The 22,860-nt window shown below is 34.4% G+C and carries 20 protein-coding genes; 7 read left to right on the top strand and 13 right to left on the bottom strand.

Going from position 1 to position 22,860, the window contains the following annotated elements; genetic code table 11:
- Positions 1–120 precede the first annotated feature (120 nt).
- Positions 121–1,239: a GerAB/ArcD/ProY family transporter gene (locus ACFVSW_RS12625; RefSeq protein ID WP_387316374.1), complete on the bottom strand. Its 1,119-nt coding sequence runs from the start codon at positions 1,237–1,239 to the stop codon at positions 121–123.
- Between the two features lie 186 nt (positions 1,240–1,425).
- On the opposite strand from ACFVSW_RS12625, the gene ACFVSW_RS12620 reads away from it, so the two are divergent.
- The 6 genes from ACFVSW_RS12620 to ACFVSW_RS12595 all read left to right on the top strand — a co-directional run bounded on the left by ACFVSW_RS12620 (position 1,426) and on the right by ACFVSW_RS12595 (position 4,206).
- Entirely contained in the window at positions 1,426–1,719 is a 294-nt protein-coding gene (locus tag ACFVSW_RS12620; RefSeq protein WP_387316372.1) for an ATP-binding protein, read from the top strand.
- A 171-nt stretch (positions 1,720–1,890) separates the two neighbouring features.
- Positions 1,891–2,136: a spore gernimation protein GerQ gene (locus ACFVSW_RS12615; protein WP_387316370.1), complete on the top strand. Its 246-nt coding sequence runs from the start codon at positions 1,891–1,893 to the stop codon at positions 2,134–2,136.
- A 16-nt stretch (positions 2,137–2,152) separates the two neighbouring features.
- Positions 2,153–2,521: a spore coat protein gene (locus ACFVSW_RS12610; RefSeq protein ID WP_387316367.1), complete on the top strand. Its 369-nt coding sequence runs from the start codon at positions 2,153–2,155 to the stop codon at positions 2,519–2,521.
- An 18-nt stretch (positions 2,522–2,539) separates the two neighbouring features.
- On the top strand, positions 2,540–3,676 hold the full coding sequence (locus ACFVSW_RS12605) for a zinc-dependent alcohol dehydrogenase (RefSeq protein ID WP_387316364.1): 1,137 nt from the start codon (positions 2,540–2,542) through the stop codon (positions 3,674–3,676).
- Positions 3,677–3,693: 17 nt separating this feature from the next.
- The gene (locus ACFVSW_RS12600; RefSeq protein WP_007083743.1) at positions 3,694–3,888 is read left to right on the top strand and encodes a hypothetical protein; all 195 of its coding nucleotides are present in this window, start codon (positions 3,694–3,696) and stop codon (positions 3,886–3,888) included.
- A gap of 18 nt (positions 3,889–3,906) precedes the next feature.
- Entirely contained in the window at positions 3,907–4,206 is a 300-nt protein-coding gene (locus ACFVSW_RS12595) for a spore coat protein (RefSeq protein ID WP_387316360.1), read from the top strand.
- A 153-nt stretch (positions 4,207–4,359) separates the two neighbouring features.
- Here ACFVSW_RS12595 and ACFVSW_RS12590 read toward each other — a convergent pair whose 3' ends face one another.
- Both ACFVSW_RS12590 and ACFVSW_RS12585 read right to left on the bottom strand, forming a co-directional pair.
- Positions 4,360–5,457 carry an L-dopachrome tautomerase-related protein gene (locus ACFVSW_RS12590; RefSeq protein WP_387316358.1) on the bottom strand — a complete coding sequence of 366 codons (1,098 nt, stop codon included), beginning with the start codon at positions 5,455–5,457 and terminating at the stop codon, positions 4,360–4,362.
- 413 nt (positions 5,458–5,870) lie between these two features.
- Positions 5,871–6,311 (bottom strand): cell wall hydrolase, encoded by a 441-nt coding sequence (locus ACFVSW_RS12585; RefSeq protein ID WP_387316355.1) that lies wholly within the window; start codon positions 6,309–6,311, stop codon positions 5,871–5,873.
- 530 nt (positions 6,312–6,841) lie between these two features.
- On the opposite strand from ACFVSW_RS12585, the gene ACFVSW_RS12580 reads away from it, so the two are divergent.
- Positions 6,842–7,252: a very short patch repair endonuclease gene (locus ACFVSW_RS12580; RefSeq protein WP_387316353.1), complete on the top strand. Its 411-nt coding sequence runs from the start codon at positions 6,842–6,844 to the stop codon at positions 7,250–7,252.
- A gap of 359 nt (positions 7,253–7,611) precedes the next feature.
- Here the strand turns inward: ACFVSW_RS12580 and ACFVSW_RS12575 are convergent, their stop codons facing one another.
- The 10 genes from ACFVSW_RS12575 to ACFVSW_RS12530 form a co-directional block, all read right to left on the bottom strand.
- Positions 7,612–8,388: a DUF6339 family protein gene (locus ACFVSW_RS12575; protein ID WP_387316351.1), complete on the bottom strand. Its 777-nt coding sequence runs from the start codon at positions 8,386–8,388 to the stop codon at positions 7,612–7,614.
- The gene (locus tag ACFVSW_RS12570; RefSeq protein WP_387316349.1) at positions 8,375–9,265 is read right to left on the bottom strand and encodes a hypothetical protein; all 891 of its coding nucleotides are present in this window, start codon (positions 9,263–9,265) and stop codon (positions 8,375–8,377) included. The genes ACFVSW_RS12575 and ACFVSW_RS12570 overlap by 14 nt, the downstream gene beginning before the upstream one ends.
- Entirely contained in the window at positions 9,262–11,058 is a 1,797-nt protein-coding gene (locus ACFVSW_RS12565) for a hypothetical protein (RefSeq protein ID WP_387316347.1), read from the bottom strand. The genes ACFVSW_RS12570 and ACFVSW_RS12565 overlap by 4 nt, the downstream gene beginning before the upstream one ends.
- Before the next feature lie 12 nt (positions 11,059–11,070).
- Positions 11,071–11,307 (bottom strand): hypothetical protein, encoded by a 237-nt coding sequence (locus ACFVSW_RS12560; protein WP_387316346.1) that lies wholly within the window; start codon positions 11,305–11,307, stop codon positions 11,071–11,073.
- Between the two features lie 393 nt (positions 11,308–11,700).
- Positions 11,701–13,434: a DNA cytosine methyltransferase gene (locus ACFVSW_RS12555; RefSeq protein ID WP_387316343.1), complete on the bottom strand. Its 1,734-nt coding sequence runs from the start codon at positions 13,432–13,434 to the stop codon at positions 11,701–11,703.
- Between the two features lie 312 nt (positions 13,435–13,746).
- Entirely contained in the window at positions 13,747–15,564 is a 1,818-nt protein-coding gene (locus tag ACFVSW_RS12550) for an AIPR family protein (protein WP_387316340.1), read from the bottom strand.
- On the bottom strand, positions 15,561–16,589 hold the full coding sequence (locus ACFVSW_RS12545) for a PD-(D/E)XK motif protein (RefSeq protein WP_387316337.1): 1,029 nt from the start codon (positions 16,587–16,589) through the stop codon (positions 15,561–15,563). The genes ACFVSW_RS12550 and ACFVSW_RS12545 overlap by 4 nt, the downstream gene beginning before the upstream one ends.
- A gap of 22 nt (positions 16,590–16,611) precedes the next feature.
- Positions 16,612–19,257, bottom strand: coding sequence for a Z1 domain-containing protein (locus tag ACFVSW_RS12540; RefSeq protein ID WP_387316334.1), 2,646 nt, complete (start codon positions 19,255–19,257; stop codon positions 16,612–16,614).
- Positions 19,241–20,722, bottom strand: a complete 1,482-nt coding sequence (locus tag ACFVSW_RS12535; protein ID WP_387316331.1) for an ATP-binding protein — start codon at positions 20,720–20,722, stop codon at positions 19,241–19,243. The genes ACFVSW_RS12540 and ACFVSW_RS12535 overlap by 17 nt, the downstream gene beginning before the upstream one ends.
- A 650-nt stretch (positions 20,723–21,372) precedes the next feature.
- A complete protein-coding gene (locus ACFVSW_RS12530; RefSeq protein WP_387316329.1) occupies positions 21,373–22,350 on the bottom strand; it encodes a tetratricopeptide repeat protein in 978 nt (325 codons plus the stop codon).
- Positions 22,351–22,860 lie beyond the last annotated feature (510 nt).

Genomic DNA, 22,860 nt, shown 5'->3' with positions numbered 1-22,860 from the left:
TGTTAGCGAATTTCCTATTTACTAAAACATCATTTTTTATTTGACTGATTGATTTTCGATCAAAAAGATCAAAACAGAAAAGGAAGGGTCTGAGATAAAATATTTGAAAATCAACCTTTTCTAATAATTTGATATACGTGGTGGCTTTTTCTTCATAGTATTTCTTGTCCGTATCTTAGCAATAATCAATAATATTGTTGGTAGAACAGTTAACATAAATGGAACATAAAACGGGAAGATGGACTTTGAAAATTCAAACTGTTCCTGTAAATTAGCGAATTCCCAAATAGCAAATAGAGATATTAATAAACCGAATGGTAAAACGATTGGCTTGAAGTCTGAAAGGTTCAACCATTGTGCGGTACCCAAAACTAATGCATAATAGAAGACTGTAATTTTGATATACGCACCTAAAATCCAAATAGTGATAATTCCCGCTTCTAAATGTTCAAAAAAATCAGAAAGACTGATAAACCGTACAGCCTTGAAAACAGGAAAAGTGTAACTAGCAGTCATCTCTCCAAATAGGAAAGTAGTCAGTAAATTTAAACTAACAAGACTAAGCATAACCGCAAATACTGAGATAAAACTCCATTTCAATCCTTTTTCAGGATCTTTTAAAAATGGGAGAAACATAGATATAAGGAATACCTCGCTAAACCAAGCCTGCGGGGAAGCGGAACCTTGAAGCAAAGGTAACAAACCATGTTCCAAGATCGGTAGAACATTCTTTGGATCCAAGTCTTTAAGAAGCATGATTGTAAATATCGGTATAGGGAGAATGAAAATAGGAATGAATAGTTGGGAAGCTCTCCCAAGCACCTCTACTCCTCCAGTTATAGCGAGAGATGCCATAATAACAGTGCTTCCTATAATTGCAATCATTGGAGTTTTTGGTAAAAGGGAAATTCCAATGAAAAAATAATACTCCTTTAAAATGAACCCACACATATACAAGAAAAAGAACAGGTAGAATAATCCAAGTATTTTACTTAGAAAGGGCCCAATAATATGTTTACTATATTGAATAAGTGATTCATTTGGATACATCTTATGTAATTTATAAAGGACATAAGCAGTAAAAAATCCATTTAAGGAACCTAAAATGGGTGCTGCCCAACTATCGCGTCCCACATATTGACCTGTAATTGCTGGAACCATTAGAACAGCTGTGGCGTAAATCGTTGGATATATCATCAGTGCCATTTGATAGGCTGTAATCTTCCCTTTATCGTGCATAATGCTTACCTCTTTATTTATTTTTATATAGTATCTCTTTAAAAAAATAAAAAATGCAGGCTGCAAAAAACTAATTAGATGAAAATAACAAGGCGCAGCAATTGCTGTAAAAAATGTCCTGACAATGGCAAAAATCAGGATCTCACGCATTGTACCATTAAACAATTTGACAGGAGGCACGCGGAGGTGACAACTGAACTACTTTCAGATCACTTATCTAAACAACTACAGACTCCGACTATTTCTGCACAATATCGTTCTCTCGCAAGAGAGGCTGAGGATCGTAACTTAAGCTATGAGGAATTCCTATTGGCATTACTAGAAGCAGAATCAGAGTCTAGAGAAGAAAATCAAAGACAAAGAAGGCTTAAACAAGCTGCTTTTCCTGTCCAGAAAACACTCGATAGTTATGATTTTAGTTTAATGCCAAGTCTAATATACCCGTTTTGTCGGCAGGACCCCAATAATAGACACTTTTAAATAGATACAGCTTGAAGTTTTCATTTTCTTTTCCTAAGTTGTATGGGTTAACCCTATGCCCATTTAATCAGCGTTTTTCCTACCTCTTAAAAAAACTATTAAAGAATGATTCATTGAAAATTTGGAATAATACCTTTGTATTTGTAGTTAGTCAAAAAGGAGGGAACCAAAATGGATATTCAAAAATTAGCCGATCATGAGTCATTGGATCTACATGAAGTTATTAATTTTAAAACCCTTTGCTTAGCGAAATCAAAACTAATGCAAGGACTGGTATTTGATAATGATTTGAGAGCATTAATGCAAAAAGATGTTGAACAATCCATGCAAGCACTTGGAGAATTACAGGCAATTTATCAACGTGCACCTTTTGAAGCGCCTGTTCCTCAAAACCGGCCAACACCAATAATCAATTGAAAAGGAGGCAAATTCATTGAATCATGACTATTTAGACCCTATAAACTCGCTACACGTCCCAGAGCTAGCAGATACCACATTTGCGATGGATTTACTTCTTCGTGCCAAAGAAGGTGTTCGCAATATTGCGGTCGCATTAACGGAGTCAGCATCACCTGATGTTAGAACGCTCTTACGAAAACATTTAATGCAAGGGATTGCCATGCACCAAGAAATTACAGAACTTATGATTAATAAAAAATGGTTCCATCCATACGAACTAAGTGAACAGTATAAACTAGATCAACTCTCTGCCAACAATACATTGATGATTGGCAAAATGAATCTATTCCCTGTTGAGACCAATAGAAAAGGTATGTTTGACCGGACACCTGATGATCACTAACACTGGAGGCTGTAACCAATGAAGGCAGTAACGTACCAAGGTATTAAAAATGTTGTAGTCAAAGAAGTTCCAGATCCAAAGATTGAAAAACCAGATGACATGATTATTAAAGTAACGAGCACAGCTATATGTGGGTCTGATTTACATTTAATTCACGGCATGATTCCTAACCTGCAAGAAAACTATGTTATTGGCCATGAGCCAATGGGAATCGTCGAAGAAGTTGGTCCAGGTGTGACTAAGCTAAAAAAGGGAGATCGTGTCATTATTCCTTTTAATATAGCATGCGGTGAATGCTATTACTGTAAAAACCATTTAGAAAGCCAATGTGATAATTCTAATGATAATGGTGATATGGGTGCCTATTTCGGATATTCTGGTACAACGGGTGGCTATTCAGGTGGGCAAGCTGAATATTTAAGAGTGCCGTTTGCCAACTTTACTCATTTCAAAATTCCAGAGACTTGTGAAGAACCAGATGAAAAGTTAGCAGTTATTGCCGATGCGATGACTACTGGTTTTTGGAGTGTTGACAATGCAGGCGTAAAGGGTGGAGATACAGTTATTGTTCTTGGCTGTGGTCCCGTTGGTCTGTTTGCTCAAAAATTCTGCTGGCTAAAAGGAGCAAAGCGTGTCATTGCTGTAGATTATGTAGACTATCGTTTGCAACACGCCAAACGTACCAACAAAGTTGAAATTGTAAATTTCGAACACTTTGAAAATGTGGGAATGCATTTGAAAGAAATGACGAAGGGCGGCGCTGATGTTGTCATTGATGCAGTAGGTATGGACGGTAAAATGACTGATATGGAGTTCCTGGCGAGCGGAATGAAACTTCAAGGCGGAGCATTCAGTGCGTTTATAATCGCTTCACAAGCAGTGCGTAAAGGCGGAAACATCCAGGTCACAGGCGTTTATGGTGGTAGATATAATGGATTCCCAATGGGTGATATTATGAACCGAAACGTCAATATACGCACTGGACAAGCACCTGTGATTCATTATATGCCATATATGTTTGAATTAGTTTCGACCGGAAAAATTGATCCAGGAGATGTCGTTAGTCATGTACTTCCACTTAGTGAAGCAAAGCGTGGCTATGAGATTTTTGACACAAAAATGGATGATTGTATAAAAGTCGTGTTGAAACCTTGAGGAAGGAGGTATAAAAAATGAACTACGCCTTACATGAAGTTCTTGAGGTCCATGAGATGGCTGCATTTAAGACCACTTGTTTAACTAAATCCAAAACGATGAAAGCGTTAGTTACTGATCAGCTATTAAAAGATATTATGCAGCAAGACATTGATGTATCTACGAGACAATTACAAGAATATGCTTCTATCCTTTCCAACGCTAAGCAGTAAATTAGGAGATGAATGAACATGAATCCAATCATTGAAAATTTAACTGGCATGAATGCACTATCGGATCAAGTGGTTGCGATGGATTTATTGATTGCAGCTAAAAGTGGAGTTAGAAATTATGCCATGGCAGTTACGGAAGCAGGAACGCCGGAAATTAAAGAAATGCTCACTCGCCATTTAATGGAAGCTCTTGATATGCATGAACAAATATCAGTATATATGGTAGAAAAAGGATGGTACCATGCTTGGGATACAAACGAACAGATCAGTTTGGATTTAAATAATATCAATACAGCATTGAACTTACCGACATTATAAAAAATTTCCAGGAACAGTTTAACACTCACCAAATAAACTGTTCCTATTAAACCATTTTGAGTTTATTTGGCAGAAGTAAATAAAGTTAATACTTCTTGCTTACTCGTGTTTGTTTTACACTATATAATGAAAACAATTAATTGACTATTTTTATTATGAAAAGGTCGGAGCAGGAAAGTCATCAATTTTGATACGAAGTAAACTATAAGGTTTCTGTCGTAAGTCTTTTCCGTAATGAAATCTAGGCTGTCGATGTAATTGGTTCACAATGACATACAAATATTGATCCGGACCAATTGAAAAAGTATCCGGCCACAAAATTCTCGGATCATGTGCGATAGTTTCCATTATGCCATTTGGCAATATCTTACGGATACTGTTGTTTTCATAATCGCCAGCATAAACAGTTCCCTTTGCATCGGTGATCATTCCATCAGACGCACCTTTTTCTCCCCAATATTCCACATGATAAGGTAAATCCATGTCCGGTACCGTTCTGTCTCTCAGGGCTTCTGTTGAGATCGAGAACAAATGACGACTGGTTAGTGGAGCAAAAAATAATATCTTTCCATCGGGAGAAATCGCAAGACTATCAGACGCCAATCTAAATGGAGAGGTTGAACCGTCTTTGTTTCGATTCATTAAAATTTTACCTTCTACTTTCGGTAAAAAATAAGGATCGGGTGAAGTTGAATTTGCCCCATTTAACCGTCTAAACGCGTTTCCATTTGATAAATCTATGACGATAATAGCTCCTGGTCCTCTTGAAGAAGAATCCGTTATATAGGCATAACCTGCTTTTCCAACACGAAAATCAAAACGGACATCATTCAGATAAGTTGTAGGCAGGACAACATCTTCTGTAAAGGTATATACTTTTCTTATTGTATTGGTTTCTAAATCAACAGCGACTAATTTTGCCCCCCCTTTAATAGGTTCAGAAAAATTGGGTGCCGCTGTATCTAATATCCAAAGCGTTCCCCTTCCATCAGCAACTATACTTTGGACACTGATGAAAGTCATTGTGATATTCTCGGGGTTAACCAAATTGGTTTGTAAATTAGGATAAGGCTGCAATTTATCCTCAACAATTTCCCCCACCGTAAATTTAACATCGTCTCCCCATTTCGGAAAGCAAATGAAAATACGACCGGTTTCTGAAACAGTAACACCTGTAGGCATAGCCCCATAAAATGCATAAACTAGTTCTAAATTACCGAAATATTTTTCACTAGATAACATAGGTTTCATAATATCCTCCTCAAGCATTCAAACGGGATATCTCCTATATATGATATATATTTTTTCTAGTGCATGTTTCTTAATAAGTTTTTCTATACGAAAAGATGATTGAATTGATTGTTTTCGAAATTTAATAAGTCTGTCAGAAGAATGGAAACATTTTAATTTAAAGGTCTCCAGATGAAGTAGAATTCAATTAGCAGGTAGCGAAGTTCAATATTCCCGAATCAACGATAAGCTGTTATAAATAAAAATTGGGAAAATTCGCTTTTTAAACTTTGTGAAAAAATGTACTTAAGCTAAACTGCCCGTTAGCTTAAGTACAATATTTCACAATCTTGTTTTCTTGTATAAAACTATTACTAAAGGTTTATTTTGTGTAAATATTCCGAACATGGAAAAAGCTTACTCAAAGAGTAAGCTTAACCGCTATAAACACTATCACATGTTCCAGGTTTTGGTTCATAAAAACAATGTTCTTTAAATTGACCAGTATGAGGTTGACCGTACCATGTTGGAGGACATGGACCATGTGGATTAAAATACCATAGTGCAAATTTCGCTGGGTGATCTCTCCAATAATTCAAATTTTGTTTTGCTAATCTTTTTTCAGATGTTCTTGCTCTTTGATAAAAAACATTTCCTTTTTGAACTGCTTCAAAAGAATAATTTCCACCTTGCACTTGAAATATTACATCATGAATAGTTCTTACATCTTTGAAGTCTAAACAGGTTGCTACACACCGATTTACTATTACATTTCCAACATATAACATTCCTTGCTTTCCTTCACCTTCAGCTTCTGCTCTCATCATCCTTGCCATTTCGTCCACTTCATAACTTCGATAATTTACTCTTGGCATTTTATCACCCCAAAAATATAGGTATGAAAAAAAGCCTACATTCATGTCATTGTTTATATAAAAAGAATGCTTAGTTTTTATAGCATACAGTTTTTTAGTAAAATGAAAACTATTGCATTCTTTTTATACCTTTATTCAACTATACTGCCAATTAGTTTAAGTGAATCCCTTCACAAAGTCTTCTATAAATGAAGATCTTTGCTGCGTAGTAATAGTCTACTACGTAATACAAGAGTTACCCTAAAATCAGTCCCGTTTGCGCAAGGCTGGTCTTGTTTTAATCAAATTTTTTAACATTCTTGATACTCCAAACTATAGATTTATTCCTCCTATTACCAGTAAGATTGCGGTGGTAAACGTCTTTTCATTCTTTGGTACACTTCATGTCATTTAGTGGTAAATACAATGTCAGAAGTGGTACATTTCAATGGCTGTAATCAAATTATTAATTAAGAATGTTTTTTGTTGTTTATTTTCCCTCTATTCGGGAACAAATAATTGTATTTAACAATTAATGGATGTGGACCTAAATGGCTGATAATTTAACTAAAGAGCAAAGAGCGAAAAATATGAAAGCAATAAAGTCACAGTCCGCACTTGAAAATAGAGTCACAAAAGCGCTTTGGAAAATGGGTTTGCGCTTTCGTAAAAATGTCAATTTATTTGGAAAACCTGATATAGCTTTAAAGAAATATAAAATTGTCATTTTTATTGATTCCTGCTTTTGGCATTGCTGTCCTATTCACGGTAATATGCCGAAGTCCAATATGGATTATTGGGAGAAAAAACTAAAGAGAAATATCAGCAGAGATATTGAAGTAAATAAATTTTATCAAGAAAACGGCTGGAATCTATTAAGGATATGGGAGCACGAATTCAAAGAAGATTTCAATGGGACGGTAAACAAAATAGCGGGATTTATACGTGAAAGGCGGAGATAACTCACCTCAACCAATAATTCTTTTTGACATGTAAAAAAGGACTAACAATGGGCTAGCCCTAATCATATTTTCCAATTCTTCGTTGGATTTAATTAATCGTTTTATTAGTTTTTCTCCCTACTAATACAAAAGGGTCTACCCATTTTTATATTCTTATCTTTTCATTTTTAAAAATTCATGCACACTTTGATTATTTCACTAAAACTAAGGTTATTTCTTATGCTCTCCTCATACATTTCGAAGTAGACAAGTAATTAGGCAAACACAAGCACTTAACATCCCCTCAAATGTTGATTCGTGAAATAAGTTTATTTTGTCTATAAAATGTGGATAAATAGATAATCTGCTTTGATTATAAGTTAATTATACTGTTCAACTTTTACATTAATAATATATTCAATCTGTCTTTCGACATAATTCCAGGCTTTTTCATATGCCTCTTTTTCATTAAGTGTATCCCAAATTGTAACTCCTCCTACGAGGTTTATATACTTGATTAAGTCTCGTATTAAATGTCTTTTCCTCTTGATTTTCTTGACTTTTTCCGAACTTTCAAGTTCCTCGATGGTTGAAATCACCTCTAGTATTGCCTTTAAAGCTACTTTATTTCGTGATAAATTAGTCGTTTCTATCAATAAATTTGCTACGTCTTGGTAGCCCAGTATTATACGGGTATAGTGGTAGGGGTCAGCCTTCTGTTCATCATATGTCATACTTACATACCACCATAATCTTGAAAGACCATTACGATAAAACGTCTTACTTTTAGAACTAAAAAAGTATCGTGTTTTAATAAATTCAATTTCCTCTCCTTCTGCTTCTTGTACCGGCCATCTTTTACACATATAATCCCAGAAAGATGTATGCGTCAAATATGACCAAAATTTTTCATCAGATGCTAAGGTTAGTGGAAGATCTTTGAAATATTCATATAGACTAATTGCATTTAATAAATCATCTTTACTCCTGTTAGATATATCACTTACTTCTAGATTTATTATCTGATCTAGACTTTGGACCCGTAGATCATTTATAAACTTATCATTACTTCTTGATTTATAAAATAACATATTTTCCGAAATATTTTCTTTCAAATCAATTAACATTGCCTCTTTCATTAATTTATAAGTTATCATTCTCATCATCCTCTCGGTAGACAATGTTCTCTAACGCAACCCAAGATGCGTCTTTAGAAGAATTAAGCAATTCATATGAAATACTTGTAATATCTTCTGACTTTATATCTGTAATATTATATCCCAAATTTTTTAGCTTCTTTTCTAATGTTCGAAACCAATCTAGACTTTCGATTTCTTCTAATAAATACTCGTCGTCTTTTGCAATCGTTTGAACATTATATAATGTATCAATTAGGGCTGGAATATAAAGCATTGATATTAAAACATCATTACAATCTTTTCCAAAAGCTTTCAGATTGGCAATTTTACTATATGAAACTTCCGGAAGAGTGATATCTATCTGATGATCAAATAAACTGATTCTAATAGCCGGAGCATTAGAGGAAGTATTCTTACTTACTTTGAAAATACTGTTAGTATTGGACATGGGTTGCTTTTCTATGTGAATAGTTTGCGATTCACTATATGCTAAAATATCACCTTTTTGGATTTTAAAATTTATACCTTGGAAATCTACATGAGCATCTACATTAGTGTAATTTTCAATTTTCTCTTCAGCCAGGATAAAAAAATTAACATCAATTTTTTTATTCAAATCATTTTTTGGTATCTCAATTTTGAAAGTAGATGCAGAGCCTGAACGGGTTATACGCTGCATTGTTGTAACACATTCAAAATGAACGTAATATTTGGCCATATTGGTTTCAATTAACTCTTTTAGCTTCTCATTATCCAATTCGAAATTAACAGTAAATTCCAAGAAATAATCTTCCTCATTTTGTGTAACAATCTTTCCTTTAAAAGAGCCTGCTCGAAAATCATCACTTACAGGATTCAAAACTGGATGAGGAAAATTCCTTACTTTTATTTTCATTTAGATACAACCTCCAAAGAATAACGAGTAACATTGTCTAGAGTTAGTGTTAGTGTCGCATTTACATTTTTTGTTAGGTTTATTGGACCTACAACATTACCGTTAATTTCAATTACTGTATCAGGTTGATCTAGTATTGCTCCGAAAATTTTAGCGTTGTCAGTCACACTTTCTCCTACCAGATTAACTTCCAAAAAAGCCTCTCCTGATTTTTCAGGATTAACTACTATTCTATATTTTCCTTGTTCATCATCGATGCAAAAAGCACGCATTGTTTTAATTTTCGCCTTGGTAATTCCATCCTTTGGCTTTTGATTCGGACTCGTTGGACGTGGCTCTCGTGGAACCCTTGGACGTTTTGGACGTGTCTTTGAATCTCGCTTATTCATTGAATTTGTAACAATAACTAACGAATTAATTTTTTCATTATTAGAGTTAGGGTCAATTTCCTGAGTAGGATCTTCTTCTTGATTCAAACTAGGTAAGATATTTTCTAAGCCAGGTAGTTCAAGAGAATCTTGTTCAAACTTAGGTGCTAAATTCCTAATTTCCTCATTTAACCACTTATATAATGCTTTCCTTAATTTCTTTGCATATTGTGGGTTCTTTTTATATAAACTCGGCTCCCAATCATCGTGTGTAGGCGGCTCCATTTTACGTAAAACTTCATTAAGCTTTTCCCCTTCTACAATAAGAGTACCTGCAAAATCAAGCGGGGTTCTAAAATGGCCTTTCTCATAGATTTTCATCCCTGTACCTCTAATTAGAGATACCTTATTGATAAAATCTACCCCAGTTAGCAAAAATAGTTTCATCGTCTCAATCTGACCGTCTTCAGTAGGATATTCAAAGACCTTAGTAATAGCTTCTGGGGATGTCAAACTTAAATAAAACCCTTCGCAACTGCTCTTTGGATTATACTTTTTAATTTGTTCTACTACATTTTCTAATGTTTCTTTATTAATAATAGTTTCTCCGACATGTACCTCGAGTGAACCTTTAATAATTGCCCACATATAATTTGATACCGATTCTTCTATGACAACATCTTTCCAGTCATCAAAACCTTCAAAGCCAAGAATAAATTTATCAGTACCATAATCACCATTTTCTCTTATGAAAAAAGGGTGTATCCCTGTTATTTCAGTTAATGGACGAAATCCTTCTTTGTATCCATAAAAACCAGTTCCTTGAGTAGGATATTCATCCCCACGATCAAAACTTGCTATTTTGATAACACCCTGGAATCCCCTATTAAATTCGCTTTCCCTATTTAGAGTCGAATAGAGCATCGCCCGGAAAATCGATGCTGCAAATGGAGCATGTTTACCTATACCAAATGATCCATTTGATGTGCCTTTTTTAGCTGTATCGCCGGTAGTTTTTGTTAGTCTATGAAAATGACTATTTTTATTTTGACCAATTCGAGTTAAACCTGATGTATTACGATCACGGATTGCTAATACTGATATTGTATTTTTTTGTAAAGCTTTAGAACCTTTTTTGAAAAAGTCATAGGTTTCATTAGAGCTTTCTTCATAGGATTTAGTTGCTGCTTCAAAAATTTGAGTCATTTCGTCTATTCCGGGAATATCTTGTTTACTTAAATCTTTATGTATGAATTCTACAATTGCGGGTTTGTCCAGGCTGACCCTCGCATCTAGAGAATCCTGAATAACTTCTCTAGTTAAAGATTTAATAGGATTTGCCTGAAAATAAGAGATTCCCGAATCATTTAACCCATCCTCTTTTCCTCCATTTGTTGAAGGGAACTCCCAGCCGATTTGGTCCATTGTCATTTCCCCTTATTTTTTAAATTTAAACTCCAGATTTTTTTCAGAACTTTCTTCTGCAAATTTACTTTTAAGTATTTTTAGCTCATTTTCTAGAGAATCAATGATTTGTTTAACATGCTTGTCAGTGTAATCATAGTTGTTTTTATTCGCTAAGTTCCCAATCAATTGCATTTTCTTCAACGTATCAGTAACCCTTTTCTCTGCTATTCTTTCAAACTTCAATAGTTTTTCTTGATCATTAGACATTTATTTTGACCTCCCTATTACCACTGTAACTATACTAAATATAACAGGTAACAACAATGAAAACAATAGTTTTTACCCTACATTTTATATATATTTAAATATATTTGTTATTTAGTATAAAAACAACTTTAATTTCATTAAACACAATAAAATAATCCACAAAACAAACAACGGTTTTATTAAATTAATTCCTATGGATATATACAATAATTTTAATATATTTAGGAATAAATCATAAAAAAGTTAATTATTTTTAATAAATCGGACTTATAGTCTTGTCAATTTTATTAATGCTTATAAATAAACAATTAAAAAAGGGAGTCCAAAAAAAATTTTGGCTCTCCCTTAGATTTTAATATTAATAATTTTTTCTAAATGTGTTTATCATCAATTTCAAACAATCATAGTTGGTGACACTTCATTCTGATTCAGAATTATATCTCTAATTTTTTCATCTACTTCAATACCTAGTGATTCTAGTAAACTCTCAGCTACAAATCTAGCCATTAATGGAGGTACCGCATTCCCTACTTGCTGATACTGGGAATCTTTATGCCCAAAAAATCTATAAGAATCTTGGAATGACTGTAATCTCGCTGCTTCTCTAATACTAATTGCTCTATCTATCTTGGGGTGTATCCACATTGATTTTCTTACATTGACAACTGTGTCAGATGGCTTCTCATAATCGAGTCTCTTATAAATAGTGTTTTGCGTTCTGCTATGATCACTATATGTTGACTTTAATGAATCATCTAAATCATGAAAGTTTTGTCCAACAGTTAAAGCTTTAAACCTTTTTTGTGCCATCTCTCTTGATTCAGTTCTCACATGATTATAAACAATATTATTTTGATTATTTCTCAAATATTTAATTAGATAATTATTATCTATTGGTCCTATTTCACCACAATACATTTCATCATCATTAACATCGGTTGTAGGCGGCAAATGCTCAAGATCCGAAATAGCATGTTTTATCTTATTAAATTCATCTCTATTATTAAATATTGGATCTGGAATTTTTACAGTATCTCCATCTATTAAATCGTTTTTTACCCCTATTAATATTAGCCTTCGTCTCTCTTGTGGTACACCATATTGTGCTGTATTGAAGATTTGTTCTTCCTCTTTGTTCAACTTATACCCCAAGTTAATCAGCTTAGCCCGAATATATTTAAAAACGTTAAATGACTTAATATGAACTTGGACATCATTATTAATAACACTAATGTCAATTAGTTTTATTTTGAAATGAATTAATTCAGATATTTTGTTAATTATTTTTTGAGTTTCAATAATATTTTCGAGTAAAATTGCAAGATCCTGCACATTAAATTCATTATTCATAAGTATTTTTTTCAATAATTCCCCAAGAAAACTCCAGCTCTGTTTATATGAATCATCCCAATATTTCTTATGAATTTCATCCCATTTATCATTAAGAAGTTTGTGAAAAAACTTTTTATTTTTTTCTTTACTAAAGAAATTCGTTATTTCTTTATCAGATTGTTTCTTCACACACCTTAAAAGTGAATTGAATTTTGATAATTCATCAATATTCATTAAATAAGGTTTTAAATCAGCTTCTTTTTCATATGCATCTGTCAAGAAAGCCTTTAGTATATCCGAATATCTCGTAAGAGTGCCAATTTTAATATGTTCATCAATCGGTTCAATATTCAACTCTACTAAATCTTTTTCATCTTTAGTATTTAAAAAGAATTTATGCTTGTCCGATATAATATTTCTCACATTTTCTAGTACAAATGCTTTTGGTTTTATTTCCTCAATAGCACGCAAATACTCTTTAACGAGATGATTATTTGATGATATAAGAGTATTCTTTTGCCTATTAGCATTAGAAAACCCCTGACATGGAGGCCCGCCAATAATAACATCAATTTTCCCAATTTCTTCAATCAATTCTTTATAGTTAATTAGAGTAATATCCTCAAGCATTTTCACTTTTTTATTTACTTTATAATGATTTTTTTCATACGTTATCCGTGCATTTGGATTAATTTCTACTGCAACTTTAACTTCAAACTTTTCTGTTTGCTCAAACCCGTTACTAAGACCGCCGGCACCTGCAAAAAGATCCATCACTTGTAGTTTCTCCGTCATATCCTCACTCCTACAAGAAGAACTCTTCTTGATATTTATAAAAATTTCCTTTCAAGAATCAGAAAGGAGTATTATATATTCTATTTTAATAGAAACGTATGTTCCTATCAAGTTTTAAGGCATTAATCTGTTAATTATATCATCAAAACTATTAAAAATGTACGTACCTTTCAAATGGAAATTTAATGATATGTATTAATAGGGGTACGATAACCCAAAATCCTAAAAATATCCAAACAGTAATCTAAAAAATCAACTTAAACGGAAAACACCCTTTCCTCCAAATACTGTGAAAAGGGTGTTAATTATTATTTAAATGAGGTTCTTCAATTCTTTCGAGCAGCCTTCCTTAAACTGGCTCCAACAAGCCTCTTGTTTTGCCCACTGTGTTACGTTGCGATCCCCAGCTGAATCTTTTAGGAAGGAAAGCGTTTTATCAGCAATAATACGGATAACTTCATCCCATTTATCTGATAATGCCTGCAACTCCCAAACTTCCACTAAATCTATCTTATTACCGTATAAATGATTGAGCATTGCAACAGAATAATAAATAACATTCGCCTTATATCCTCGAAGGTTCATTTCTTCTACTATTTCTTGTATACGGTTATTAATAATGGACCGTGCTATCAATTTTTGGTAAACAGACAAAGTCATTTTGGATTGGGAGTTACCTTCAGTGTTCCAGAAGCTCTTGTTTAAATCCATGAACTTTTTAAAAGCCTCTTCCCCACCCTTACTAGAGGTATGAGGATATCCTTCCCATGACATAAAGTGTTTGGCAATATCTATCTTCGTCAAAACTTTTTCTTTTGGATATTGCTTTTTAAATTCTGTTTGTTCTTTCCCTCTTTTTCTCCGGTTAATATCCACCATATACTGACCTCTAGCACGTTCAAAATACCATTTGCTTTCAGGTCTGCGTCCATCAAAAACCGGAATCCATATATTACGGGAAAACTTCTCTAGGTCAGACATAAATCTAGAATTTGCGAGAAGGTCAGATTTATTAATTTTGTTTTGCGTATTTGCATATTGAGATATTCGTGAAACCATTTCGTCTTCTAATAAGTGCTGGTCTTTCATAACGAACTCGTTAACCTGAAGGATGGTTAATTTTGCTTGTACAAAGACATCTTTTAGGTTAATACCATCCTTGTATGCCTGATGGATGGATGCTGTTGTTTGCCCTCCGTTAACTATTTGCCAGCCGCTGAGCCTTTTAATTTTGAACACAGCAGCACCATCATCAAGTTTTTCAAGTTCTGCTCCTCGTGCTACGGTTGAGATACCATTATTATAGGCAACAAACATTTTACGTTGAAAAGGATCTTTTAGAGTGTCACGTATTCCTTTGTTTGTGCCTCCTCTTGCTTGTAAGAACGACCTTACATTTCGTTCTACAAGTTTCTGCCCCCATTCATCATATGCCTTTGCTAAAAGTTCAGCGGATATATATCCTACATAACAATCAAAATTCTTTATCCCGCTTATAGGGTCTGGCACTAGCATCATATTGAAAGTTTCTCCGTAATCCCTTTCAAAATCAATGTAATCTGTCTCGATTCCTTGCTCCGCAGTAATTAGCTGCTGCACACGATCAATATCCCAAACTTGTACATTAACTGTCCCAATGCCAGGAATGGTTAAATCAACTGGTTTATTTGATGTGTAATACAAATTTGTGACAACAAAAATATTTACTTCGTTGATGGATTCCATTTGCTCAGAAATCATTTTAGCAAGGTCAAAAGATTGCAAAGAATGGTCAATGGACTCCATTAATGTTTGTGCATTTGTAATGAACCTTTTTGCCTTGTTTGCAATTTCTGATACAGCCGTCATGCTAATGGTAAGTAAATCATCCTCATTTTGCTCAAAATTGTAATCTACAACATATAAATCTAATACATTATTCTCTTCGTCAAAAGAATAAGCATTAATGGCAATATTTTTCGCTGTATCTAAATAAGGTGGAAATAAAATTTCAGGCTCATCTGGCCTATCCATAAAAGCAAGCATCTTATCAAGAAATGGAATCTGATAACTGCCTGCCTTTATAGCCTTTTCTTCCAGTTCCTCCATAAAATCTATAAGGAATTCTTTTCGTTGCCTATTTTCAATCATCGTTCCCCATCCACTCTAAAGTATTGATATATATTCTCCAGGTCCATTTCAAATTCTGAACAATGAGTAAGGTCTATATTGTATGTTACATGAGATATGCCTCTTGGGAGATCTTCTTTTAGAAGCCTTGGGAAGTTTTCTCTTGCTTCATATACTTCTATTTTTTCTACAAAGTATAATGTATCTGCATATTCCTCTTCCCTAAAACCAAGTTCAGTCAGAAAATCGTTATATATAAGGGCTATTCTTTCAGATCGATCTGCTATCTTCCTTCTTACTTGAACCGCAAGTTCTTCTAAAGACATTCCATGTGTTTTACTTTGCTCTAAGAAACACACATACAAATAAATCGTTGAAATAGCTTCACTTAATTTCAATTGGTCCTCATTGGAAATTTTAATCGTTTTAGATAATTTCTCTGCCACTGTCTTTATTTCTAAACCATATTTCTTACTTTTAAAATCAATTCTTCCCTTAGTCGGTCCATACCATTGTTCCACTACTAGTGGTGGCTGGCCAGGAAACTTATCCAACCATTCATTCATAAACCAAAGCTCGCCAAATAAACCTCTTTGCTGCTCATCTGACAGTTTTCGATATCCGCCCCTTTGGAAAAAAACTCTCCACCTGTCGAGGACACTATAAATATTTGAAAATAAAGATTCATCCTTATTACTTACGAGATGATCAACTAAATTCTGAAGAACCGAGTCAAAAATATCAGTACTTTGCTCATCTTCCTGCCTAATAATTAAAAAATGATGATTTTTCAAAGAGAAAATTTTCTCAAAGTACTCAGTTTTTAACGTTAATCCCCTCCATTTAGGAAGAGCCTTTAGTTGTTCTTCATCCCAAGGGGATTGACCCAAATCAATATAAAGCAGCCTGTTTAAATTTCCTGCATCAATCCCAGCGAAAATCACTGGAGCCTCATAGGTAAGAACATTTAGTTTATAAAATTCATTATCTACTTGTTTTTCAAGCTCAGAAAGCATTTGTTCAAACTCTATTTTAAGGTTTACCACAACTATTCTCCTTTTAAAAATATTATTGGACAGTCTTATTTATCTGGTAAACATCTGTTTCATCTATATCAGTAAAAGGAAATGAGATGGATAAACCGATCGGGACTAAGTTGTCAGAAAATGGGACATCCAGACTCTTAAAAACATCCACATTCGGATTTAACGGATAGATTAACAGTATTCCTCTTTCTCTTGGACGAAGTTTACGTTTCTCCTCCCTTTTCCTTATGCCCTTTATTTTATCAGGATCAATATCAATAAACTCTTGATTAGGCGCAACGATGGCCTTTATATCAATATTATTACTCTTATCTATTGGTACATCTACATTTTTACCACGGCCTACAGCTGATTCCAAAAATAGACTCCCCAGATTAACTGGATATTCACCTAATTGCGATCTATCCGCAGGGTCCCCTTCTACAACAGCTACCGTCCAGTTAAGCAGCTCCCTATTTTCATTAGCAAGCTGGATATAATTCATCATCAAATGGGAATCCGCTTTATCCCCTCTAGTCTCATAATTTGAAAGATAGTCTTTAACAATCTCGGCTTTTACATTTGAATCTACATAATAGCTGGTCTTTCCTTTTCCAAAATTAGTTTTTGATAAAGAAAGATTATCAACCAACTTTTCAGTTGCCTGCATATTTGTCCTATAAAACTGTTCATTAGTATCAAACAGCCTTGTCTGCTGCAGTGTCCCTCCATAGATAATATTTGAAGAAATTGCATTTTTCATCTTTAATGGGCTTGTTAATGTCATAGAAGGGTGACTCAACATTTTGACTGCATACTCTGAGGGAGTCTTACCCATTTGTGCAAGTCGGTCAAATTCTTCCCTTAATTCCACCATTGCAATAGCTAAATGCTCAAAGTTGGAAGCGATCTCCTCTGAAGTATAAATCCTGCATAAGTCCATATACCCGTTTCTATAACCAAACCATCGGCCCATCTGCATAAGTGTGTCATACATTAAAGTATTTCTGAAATAATAAGTAATGCTCAATCCCTCAAGTGTTAATCCTCGAGATAATTTATCCCCGCCGACTGCAATAACATTTAATCCATTTTCTTTATATTGGTTATAAGCCAACGCATCTTTACTGTTTCCATTAATTTCGAACACTTGAATAAGATCAACCACTCTTTTTAGTTCTTCATACACTTCCCCCCAAATGAACATTGGATTTTCTCCAGGCCATTCCTTTGTTGTAAGCTGGAAGTCATCTTCAAATAGGGATTTAACTTCTGTTAAAACTTTACTTTTCGGATTATATTGGATTTGATGAGAAATAGCTTCAAATGTCCTCGCCACTTCATCCTTAACGTTTGACTGTACATCTTTGAAACGTGATGTATGGATAAGCATGGAATTATGATTTTTCCTTTGTCCTCTTAAATTTCTGATTGCAATTGTAAGCAAAAATGCCATGATTGCCTCTCGCATTTGAGGAGGAACCTCTTCAAATTTTTCAGCATCCGTTTTTTTCTTAATCGTTGTAAATATCTGAGTATCTTCTTCACTTAGATGGCGAATTAAACTAGGCCTTTTATCTTCCGCATCTTCTTCAACATTAAAAAACTCCTCCGGACCGCAGTAACCTTTTGGTTTTGGGAGTCCTACCAAAAAATCTTTCGGATAAAGGTCTTGCCCCTCTTCATCGGTTTTCGCTTCTGTACTTATAAGCAAATTAGCAAATGGAGTCGCAGTATAGCCCGCATAAGCCTTACGGTTAAAAACCTCTAATATTTGTCTTATTAGCCTATTAATTGTTTTTGGATCCTCATTTTTATTGGGGTCAGAAGTATCAACTGAAGCCTGATCTGCTTCATCATCCACGATTAAGACTGGAATATCCAAATCATATAAATTACGATGGTAAATTAACTGGTCTCGCAATGACTCTAAAACCGTTTTATTTTTCTTTACTACCATCAGAGTAGGGGAATTTAAATTCCTTATCCCGCCATGTTGCGAACTAATATCGTTCTCTTCAGTGGTCCAGGAAGTGATAATATGATCTGCGTCATTCGTATAGATTTTTGCGACTCCCGATGGCTTGCCTTCCTTATCCATCATTCCAATTACTTCTTGATTTAATCTAATTTGTGTTTGAGCCCTTAAATCGTTATGAATCCCTGACAACACAATTACTAATTTGTACCCAACATCGTATGCTTTATTTATCAGTCCTGTAAAATTGGCTGTCTTACCAGATTGAACAAAGCCCAGTACAATTCCCCGCTTATCAAATGGGTGTAACGATTTAGGGTTTCCAAGGGACTTCATAATTTCATTCGTGGTATCATCAATTGCTTCAATTGATTCCATTGGCCAACCTTTAATTTGACTCAAATATTGGCGATATCTTGTCCAAAAGAAGCTACTAGAAACCATTTCAGGACTGTACCAGGTTTTTTCATTATTGTCATGCATAGAATAAATTTTTGGAATATCCTCACCAATTTTGTACTTTGCAAACATTTCTAGTGACCACATCTCAAATATGCTTTCATCTACACTGCCTGAACTTGATACAATCATCCTTGCCAATTCAAATGCTTTATCCGCAGCCTCCTTCTGAGTACTAAAAAATGATTTCAGTGAATAGAAATTGGTTGAGAATGTTTGCTCATAAAGTACTTTTTTATCGATTCCCGTCAATTAAATCTGCCTCCGTTACAATTTTTTTCAGGGTCGCTCTATTTAGTCCATCAAAAGCTGGCTGTGTAATTAAAATATTTAAAAGCTGCTCTTCATTATTAGTAACATTTAGTTTTAATAAAGTTGAGGCAAATTGGGTAACCAACTCTTTCTGAGCCTCGGAAACCTCTTGGACCACTTCCTCTGGAACCTTTGGTGAATCAATAATATTGCTTGGAGAACCAAGTTGCACAAATTTTAGATATAAATTAAGGAGTTTTGCTGAATTGTCATCCATTTTATTAAAAAGTTCAGTCAATATTGGATGATTTCTATTTAATACAAATTGTGGGCCATCGTCTGTTCCGGACTGTTCCCAAGTATTTAAACTTCCTTTAAATGATTGACCAGTTCTAGTCGTCTGCGTTCGGAAATAGAATATTTCCTTGGAGACTTTCCGTGCAATAGCTGAAATAGCCTCAAGCCTTCTTTTTGCATCTTCTGGAAGGTTTATTCCAGACTTTTTTATATCAACCTGCCATTCAGAATCGGCTTCATTCGGAAGATCAATTCGTACCCTAGCAAGCTGAGAAGCTGCATCCTTTGGAAACAGACCCATCCAATCTCCAAAGTATAAAAGTCTGTTTTCTCTATAAATATACAATCCTTGGTGATCTCGCCATCCTTTGTAACCGCCAGCATTTTTATACTCAGGTTCCGATAAGTTGGATGCATGTGGAAGAATAAAGTATTGTACCCTTATTTTATTTTCATTAATTCTGAGGACCTGCATTTCTCCCTCTATCGTATGCTGGTTTAATCTCAGGAATGGATCCCAAGGGATTATTTCTTTTCTGTTGATAAACATTTTTATTTCGCTTTTTTCCAAAATAGAGTGAAAAACAAATTCCAAGTGTTTATTAATTCTTGAAACCTTTTTAAAAAAACTAGTCTCTTTTAATGTTCGCTTTCCACCGTATCCCATAAATCGGTCTAGCTTGTCGATACAGACTATCGTACCGCTTTCCCCTTCTATTGTTCCCATTTTTAACTTTACTTCTTCAGGAATGGAAGTAAAAAGCTGCCATTCATTACACTGCGATACATGGTCCAAATCCCAGCATCTTTCATGATAAACACCTTTCCATTTTGTGAGCACACTCAAGCGTTTGCCCAATGAAAAAGAAGCAGTCTTTAACCCCATTCCAAATCTTCCAAGTTCGTTTGCCTCTCTTTTTGCCCGCGGGTCTTTCGATCCAATATTCATGGCAGTCTGAAGCATTTCATCATCCATACCATTTCCGTTATCAACTATTGTAATGGTTCCATCTGAATTGCCATATTCAAAATTAATCTTAATATTGGTTCCTTTTGCATCAAGGCTATTATCCACTAAATCAGCAATAGCTGTGCTGGCATTGTAGCCTATTGATCGAAGTGCATTTATTACTGGTGCTGCTGACGGTTCTGTAATAATTACATTCATATAAAAACTCCGTTTCATAAAAAAATAACTATTACAATTATATCAGATTAAGGAAATTGGAAACCAAAAGGGCAATAATTATCAAAAACTTCCTAGAATTAATATTTTGGGGGGATTCAGAGGTGGATTTAAAGTAATCCATTCCTTTTTTGCAGGGCTTAATATTTCAATATTGGGATGTACAAAATTTTTGAAAATAAAACAGCCTGAATCCTATAGGGTAAAACCCCTTAATAGGATTCAAGCTTCACCCACCAATTCTATTTTTTGATGTATATCCTACTACTTCAAAAATATGGCCAATCCTTATTAGCTTCATTTTCATACCACTCTGAACAAATAAAGTATTTTTCCCCGTATGATTCCACTGTACCAGCCAAGCGGATAGGTTTTTTAGCGTTTCTTAGTGATGCCTTAAAAACTCTACCTTAAAGTGCAATTACGTTTGATGGGCCTAAATATCAAAGCAGCAAGGGTGACTTATCCTTGATAATTATTTTATTGAAAATAGTACCACTACCCCCTTAGTGTGTTAAAACTTTACGCATCGGGGGGTAGGTACCCATATTTCCATTTTCATTAAAAATAGACTAAAAACATGATACAATCACTCTTCAAAATCTGGCTGCCCATACTATGTAACAATTAAGTTAATTAATTTTCACTGTTAAAAGCATTTGCTTCAATACATTGGTATTCTTTTGGTAAAACTCTTGTGACATGGTTCCGTCAAGATTAAAGATAATCGTTCCATCTGTAATAACTCCGTTGAAATTAACGACTGCCCCTTCTTTTGTTATCTTTAAATAGGCGTCTTGACCGGAAGTGGTCTTCAATTTCTCATGATCGGACAAATCTGGCTTTGTTTCTTCCATATAATTATTGCCATAGGTTACAATTTCCGCATCATTTTCATTGTAAAGTGATCGCCCATCACCATTTGTCGGTTCAGGCCCTAATATCCAGCCCGTAGGATATTGAATGGTAAATCCAAAGCGTTCATTATGGTATGTGGACCACTTCAATTCATTCTTTTTTCGGTCAGCTTCCAACCGAGCCTTTTCCTTTGCTTCTGCTTCTTCGGCCTCTTTCTGTTTCTTGATCTCCTCATTAACTGTTACTTCTAGTTTACCAACTTCTTCAGTAAAACTAGTAAATCCATCTTTTACACTTTCATCTTGCTTTAATTCGTTAATTTGTGTCTGTGCCTCTTCGTAATTTTTTTCACTTATAAGAGTTTTTATATGCTCTACTTTCTCCGTAACAACTTGAACTTGTTTCTTGCCATCTTCCGCAATTCTAATATATTCTTTTAAATCTTTTTTAGCAGCTGCTGCTACATTCTTTTCTTTAAGTAGTTTATTTGCTTTCGATAATGCATCGTCCCATTTTCTATTTTTTATATCCTCATCAATACCGGATAGCGCCACTAAATGATTATAGGCGCGCCTTGCCTCCTGATCATCGGGCTTTTCCTCCAGTGCTAACTCAAATAACCCTAACGCTTTATCGTATTCTTGCTTTGCCACCGCCAGCTTTCCCTGCTCCATTGCTTTGTCATATGTCTCATTGCTGCATCCAGTTAAAAGTAAGATTGTTAAAAGTACAACTGCTAGGTTTTTCATCAATCTCCTATTCTCCCTCAAAATTAATCCTTACATTCTTCATTATATTGTTTTCAAGTCTTTTTAACTACCATGTAATTTCCACATAGTTTTCAGTAAGACGTTTAAAAAACGTTTGGTCTTACACCCTCAGATTATCGAAAGATAAGACTCGCTGCGTTAGGAGGAACAATAGGTTTTCCTTGCAAAAAGATCGTATACTTCAACGCATTAAATAGCTGTTCGTCTTTTAATTGCGCCTGTTCGTCCAATTCCACCAATTCACGAAGAGGATAAGCTTTGATTTTCGTATACGCAGGTAGGTTAATGATTTAATTTGGCGCTGAGATAGATCACAATTTTCCAGTAAGAAATTCCATTCTGAGTTCAACTCATGAAGTTCATTGGATAATGAATGACTCTTCTATTATACTGATACCCATATATCATATTAATATTTTACTTTTACAAACTAATAGGATAAAAGCGGTCTTCAACTTTCGAGTCCAATAATGGAATAAACTAATAGGACAA

The organism is Neobacillus sp. NPDC058068, from assembly GCF_042885335.1.
Lineage (GTDB): Bacteria > Bacillota > Bacilli > Bacillales > Cytobacillaceae > Neobacillus.
The sequence above is the reverse complement of the archived record's forward strand: the minus strand, read 5'-3'. Positions and strand labels throughout refer to the sequence as shown.

Bases quoted from the DNA above. Each gene is read 5' to 3' on its own strand.
- ACFVSW_RS12625 (WP_387316374.1), bottom strand. From the start codon at position 1,239: ATGCACGATAAAGGGAAGATTACAGCCTATCAAATGGCACTGATGATA.
- ACFVSW_RS12615 (WP_387316370.1), top strand. From the start codon at position 1,891: ATGGATATTCAAAAATTAGCCGATCATGAGTCATTGGATCTACATGAA.
- ACFVSW_RS12605 (WP_387316364.1), top strand. From the start codon at position 2,540: ATGAAGGCAGTAACGTACCAAGGTATTAAAAATGTTGTAGTCAAAGAA.
- ACFVSW_RS12600 (WP_007083743.1), top strand. From the start codon at position 3,694: ATGAACTACGCCTTACATGAAGTTCTTGAGGTCCATGAGATGGCTGCA.
- ACFVSW_RS12595 (WP_387316360.1), top strand. From the start codon at position 3,907: ATGAATCCAATCATTGAAAATTTAACTGGCATGAATGCACTATCGGAT.
- ACFVSW_RS12590 (WP_387316358.1), bottom strand. From the start codon at position 5,457: ATGAAACCTATGTTATCTAGTGAAAAATATTTCGGTAATTTAGAACTA.
- ACFVSW_RS12585 (WP_387316355.1), bottom strand. From the start codon at position 6,311: ATGCCAAGAGTAAATTATCGAAGTTATGAAGTGGACGAAATGGCAAGG.
- ACFVSW_RS12580 (WP_387316353.1), top strand. From the start codon at position 6,842: ATGGCTGATAATTTAACTAAAGAGCAAAGAGCGAAAAATATGAAAGCA.
- ACFVSW_RS12575 (WP_387316351.1), bottom strand. From the start codon at position 8,388: ATGATAACTTATAAATTAATGAAAGAGGCAATGTTAATTGATTTGAAA.
- ACFVSW_RS12570 (WP_387316349.1), bottom strand. From the start codon at position 9,265: ATGAAAATAAAAGTAAGGAATTTTCCTCATCCAGTTTTGAATCCTGTA.
- ACFVSW_RS12565 (WP_387316347.1), bottom strand. From the start codon at position 11,058: ATGGACCAAATCGGCTGGGAGTTCCCTTCAACAAATGGAGGAAAAGAG.
- ACFVSW_RS12560 (WP_387316346.1), bottom strand. From the start codon at position 11,307: ATGTCTAATGATCAAGAAAAACTATTGAAGTTTGAAAGAATAGCAGAG.
- ACFVSW_RS12555 (WP_387316343.1), bottom strand. From the start codon at position 13,434: ATGACGGAGAAACTACAAGTGATGGATCTTTTTGCAGGTGCCGGCGGT.
- ACFVSW_RS12550 (WP_387316340.1), bottom strand. From the start codon at position 15,564: ATGATTGAAAATAGGCAACGAAAAGAATTCCTTATAGATTTTATGGAG.
- ACFVSW_RS12535 (WP_387316331.1), bottom strand. From the start codon at position 20,722: ATGAATGTAATTATTACAGAACCGTCAGCAGCACCAGTAATAAATGCA.